Below are 4,307 nucleotides of genomic sequence, written 5' to 3' on the forward strand. Positions count from 1 at the left end.
CTTGGGCGTGGCCTTGTTTCGGCGGGGCCAGCGTGGCGTGCTGTTGACCGAAGCCGGGCAACGCTATGCCCGCAGCGTGGCGACCCGCTTGGACGAGGTTGAGCGTGACACCCTGGACCTGATGTCCCAAGCCGGTTTGGGAGAGGCCGTAGGCGCCTTGGAGTTGGCCGTGGTGCCCACCTTTGCCACGCAATGGCTCATTCCCCGCTTAGCTCAATTCCAGGTGCTGCACCCCGGCATCACCGTGCACCTCACGCCGCGCACGCGGCCCTTTTTGTTTGAAGACACGCCGCTGGATGCCGCCATTCACCCCGGTGAATCATTCTGGCCCGGCACCATCGGCCAGGTGCTGATGCCCGAGCATTTGATCGCGGTGGCCGCCCCCAGTTTGGTCACACGAAATCTAGCAGGCCAGCCCTGCCAAAGCGCGGCAGATGTGGCCCGCTTGCCCTTGCTGCAAGCCAGCACCCGGCCCTATGCCTGGCGCCAGTGGTTTGAGTCGCAGGGGCTCAAGGTTGAGCACGACATGGCCGGTGCCCGCATGGAGCTGTTCTCCATGCTCACCGAAGCCGCCGCCCAAGGCCTGGGTGCGGCTTTGGTGCCCAGCCTGCTGGTGGAGCGCGAGTTGGCGAGTGGCCGCTTGGTGCAACTGCTGCCGCATGTGCAAGACAGCGGGCGGGCGTATCGGCTGATCTACCCGGCGCACAAGGCGGAGATGCCGGCGCTGATCCAGTTTCAGGGGTGGCTCTCCAAGGTCACGGCCCCTACAGCAACAACACAAGCGTGAGCAAGGCGGTCAATGAGCCGAAAAGGAAGGCCAAGCGCAAGTGTCGTGGCGCATGGGCGTCGGTGAAATCCGTTCGTGCCAAAACATAGCCGAAGACGAAGTGAAGCAGTGCTTCCACTACATCCATGGTGTCGCGTGGCATCAGCAGTCCGCTGACGGCACCAGCCAAAGCACCGCCCAACACCGGCATCGCGAGATCGGTATTGGCCAAGCCTGCAGCCATCAGGGCGAAAGCCAAGCACAAGCCGAACACACCCCCTGCGAAGAGGCCGATAGATCCAGCGCCGACGCGATAGCTTAGGTCGATGTCATCTCGGCTTTGGCGCATGAAGCTCAGCCCTTAGCCTTATCCGCCTCTGACGTAAAGCTATCGGCGTAGAACTCCTCCGCAGGCAGCCCACACTGCGCGGCGAAATCGCGCTGTGCGCTTTCCACCATGACCGGGGCTCCGCAGGCATAGACCTGATGGCCTTTGAGGCTGGGCCAGTCGGCCATCACCGCTTGGTGGACAAAGCCGGTGCGGCCTGTCCAGCCAGCGTCGGGCTCGGAGAGCACGGGGTGGAAGGTCAGGTGGGGCATCTGGGCATCAGCTTGGCGTGCCCAGTCCAGTAGGTAAAGGTCAGCCTGGCTGCGGCAGCCCCAGTACAGGCTGGTGGGGCGGGTGATGCCTTGTTGTTGCAGGCGCTCGATCAGGGCCTTGATGGGCGCGAAGCCCGTGCCCGAGGCCAGCAGGATGATGGGTTTGTCGGACTCTTCGCGCAGGAAGAAGCTGCCAAACGGGCCTTCCATGCGGACGATGTCTTTTTCCTTCAAGGTGCTGAACACCTGGTCGGTGAACTTGCCGCCCGGCATGTGGCGGATGTGCAGCTCGATGGCGGGCGGCGTGCCCAGGTTGTGCGGCGCGTTGGCCATGGAATAGCTGCGGCGGCTGCCGTCACGCAAGATGAACTCCACATACTGGCCAGCGTGGTAGCTGAAGTTCTGATTCGCCGGTAATTGCACCCGCATCACCATCACATCGGGCGCGGCCTTGTTCAGGCTCAAGATGCGGCCCGGCATTTTGAGGATGGGGTGCTCACCCAAGCCCGGCACGCTCTTGGCTTCGACGGTGCAGTCGGTGGTGGGCGTGGCGCAGCAGGTCAGGATCAGCCCGGCCGCTTCTTCTGCAGCCGACAGGGCTTTTTCTTGATGGGCGCCGTGGATCACGCGGCCGTCTAGCAGGCGGCTCTTGCAGGAGCCACACACACCGTCTTTGCAGCCATAGGGCAGGCCGATGCCCTGCCGGATGGCCGCGTTCAAGATGGGCTCATCGCGAGCCACGTCAAAGCTGCGCTCGGAAGGGGTGAGGGTGATGCGAAACGTCATGATGGTGTGGCGGGCTGTGTCGGACAACTCTCAAAAAAACGCTGGGCCGCCCCAAGTTTTCTTGCGCCCCCGTGGGGGGCCGGGACGGGCAACGCCCGTCCCTTGGGGGGGCTCAGAAGGCGAGGCCCGTACACTGGGCTCACCGTTCAACAGCTCGGAATTGTCCCCCATCCCGCCATGTCCCTGATTCGCTCGTCCCGCCACCGCAAGCCGGTGTTGTTGATCGTCGGTTGCGGCGATGTCGGCCTGCGCGTGCTGCGCTTGCTGCAGGGCCGCTGGCGGGTGCTGGCGCTGACCTCGTCTGCCGACCGTGTGGCGGAGCTGCGAGGCGCCGGGGCCACGCCCTTGATCGGCAACTTGGATGATGCCGCGAGCTTGGCCCGCTTGGCCGGCGTGGCCGATGCGGTGCTGCACTTGGCCCCGCCGCCATCTCAGGGTCAGGCCGATGGCCGCACGCAACGCTTGATCCAGGCCTTGGCCCGGCGCAGCCTGCCGCAATGTCTGGTGTATGGCAGCACCAGTGGTGTCTATGGCGATGCCCAAGGCGCCTGGCTGGATGAAACCCGAGCGGTGAACCCGAGTACCGACCGCGCCTGGCGGCGGGTAGATGCCGAGCGGCGCGTGCGCTGGGCTGGCCGTGCGCTGGGCTTGCGGGCCTGTGTGCTGCGCATCCCCGGCATCTATGCAGCAGACCGTGTGGGTGGCGACCCCAAAGACCGGGTGCAGCGTGGCGCGCCCGTGCTGCGCGCTGAAGACGATGTCTACACCAACCACATCCACGCCGATGATCTGGCGCGTGCTTGTGTTGCGGCCTTGTGGCGAGGCCTGCCGCAGCGGGTGATCAATGTCAGTGATGACAGCACCTTGGCGATGGGTGACCACTTTGATGCGGTGGCCGACCACTACGGCCTGCCACGCTCACCGCGCCTAAGCCGGGCAGAAGCGACGCAAGCGCTGTCGCCTATGCAGATGAGTTTTTTGAGTGAATCGCGTCGCCTGCGCAACGCGCGCCTGAAGCGCGAACTGCGCTTGGGCCTGCAGTACCCAACGGTTCAGGCGGCGCTCAAGGCGGGGCGCTGAGAGGGCCCCAGCGCGCAGCGGCCTCTCACCAGCGCTTTTTGGCGCTGAAGGGCGGCTGGCCGCGCCAGTAGCGCAGCATCAGCCAAGCGCCGAGCATGCCACCCAAGTGGGCGAAGTGGGCAATGCCGGAGCGCGAGAACATCACGCCCATCAGCAACTCTAAGCCACCGAAGATCATGACCATCTGCAGCGCAGGAATGGGCAGGGGAGGGATGGGAATCAGGGATCGGTTGGTGAACAACACCACAAACAGGATCAGGCCCAGGGTGTAGAACAACTGGCCGGGCATGATCATCAAGACCATGGGCAAGAAGCCGACGAGGTCGAACTGCTTGCGCGGGAAGGTCAGGGCATATGCCAAGAGCAGGCCATAGGTGGCACCGGATGCCCCCACGGTTACACTGGCTCCCGGCGACAAGAAGCCCATGGTCAGTTGAGCCAAGCCCGCCGTCAGGGTGGCGGCCAGCAGCAATTGGCCGTAGCGGCGATCGCCCCAAAGGCGTTCCAGCTCAGAGCCAAACATCCACAGCCCCAGCATGTTGAAGACCAAATGGCTGATGCTGTTGTGCAGCAAGGCATAGCTCACCAACTGCCAAGGCATGAAGTTGCCTGAGTTGATGGACCACAGGCCAAACCAGCGGTCCAGCGCAAAGCTGCTACCGAGCAAAGACTCGATGAGGAACAGCGCGCCGCAGGTCAGCAGCAAGATCTTGGTGAGGCGGGGAAGAGGCGGCATAGTCACTCGCAGGAGCTTTTGTCGCGAAGTCGGGGGGAAACCGACTGAGAGGTGGTGCCCGGGGTCGGACTCGAACCGACACGCCTTGCGGCGAGGGATTTTGAATCCCTTGCGTCTACCGATTTCGCCACCCGGGCACGGTGTGTGGGCTTGGCTTGGCACTGGGCCGCGCTGTGCATCACGTAGTCCGACATTATGGCACAAGCTTCTGGCGGTTTTGAAAATTGCGTGATTGGGGATGACTTTATGCGTCGCCCCCATCCCTAGCAGGCTGCTGAAAAACCGCCTTGATCATGCAGCTTTGGCGCCCGACTTAAAGTCTGAGTTGAGTGCGTTTCG

Annotated in this window: 5 protein-coding genes and 1 tRNA gene; 2 read left to right on the top strand and 4 right to left on the bottom strand. The window is 63.8% G+C overall.

The features are described from left to right. Nucleotides 1–787, top strand: a 787-nt coding sequence (locus ACIQ3Q_RS22015; RefSeq protein WP_396271381.1) for a LysR substrate-binding domain-containing protein, incomplete at its 5' end; no start/stop codon positions are given. On the opposite strand, the gene ACIQ3Q_RS22020 is transcribed toward ACIQ3Q_RS22015, so the two are convergent. Beyond that, nucleotides 765–1,115: a hypothetical protein gene (locus tag ACIQ3Q_RS22020; RefSeq protein WP_396271382.1), complete on the bottom strand. Its 351-nt coding sequence runs from the start codon at nt 1,113–1,115 to the stop codon at nt 765–767. The genes ACIQ3Q_RS22015 and ACIQ3Q_RS22020 overlap by 23 nt on opposite strands. A gap of 5 nt (nt 1,116–1,120) precedes the next feature. Next, entirely contained in the window at nt 1,121–2,152 is a 1,032-nt protein-coding gene (locus ACIQ3Q_RS22025; RefSeq protein ID WP_396271383.1) for a CDP-6-deoxy-delta-3,4-glucoseen reductase, read from the bottom strand. A 177-nt stretch (nt 2,153–2,329) separates the two neighbouring features. Between ACIQ3Q_RS22025 and ACIQ3Q_RS22030 the strand changes: the two genes are divergently transcribed. Beyond that, entirely contained in the window at nt 2,330–3,232 is a 903-nt protein-coding gene (locus ACIQ3Q_RS22030; protein WP_396271384.1) for an SDR family oxidoreductase, read from the top strand. A gap of 25 nt (nt 3,233–3,257) precedes the next feature. Here the strand turns inward: ACIQ3Q_RS22030 and ACIQ3Q_RS22035 are convergent, their stop codons facing one another. Further along, nucleotides 3,258–3,968 (bottom strand): rhomboid family intramembrane serine protease, encoded by a 711-nt coding sequence (locus ACIQ3Q_RS22035; protein ID WP_396271385.1) that lies wholly within the window; start codon nt 3,966–3,968, stop codon nt 3,258–3,260. A 52-nt stretch (nt 3,969–4,020) separates the two neighbouring features. Beyond that, nucleotides 4,021–4,105 (bottom strand) — tRNA-Leu (locus ACIQ3Q_RS22040). Nucleotides 4,106–4,307: the final 202 nt, after the last annotated feature.

It is taken from the genome of Ideonella sp., from assembly GCF_044358605.1.
Classification (GTDB): domain Bacteria; phylum Pseudomonadota; class Gammaproteobacteria; order Burkholderiales; family Burkholderiaceae_C; genus Ideonella.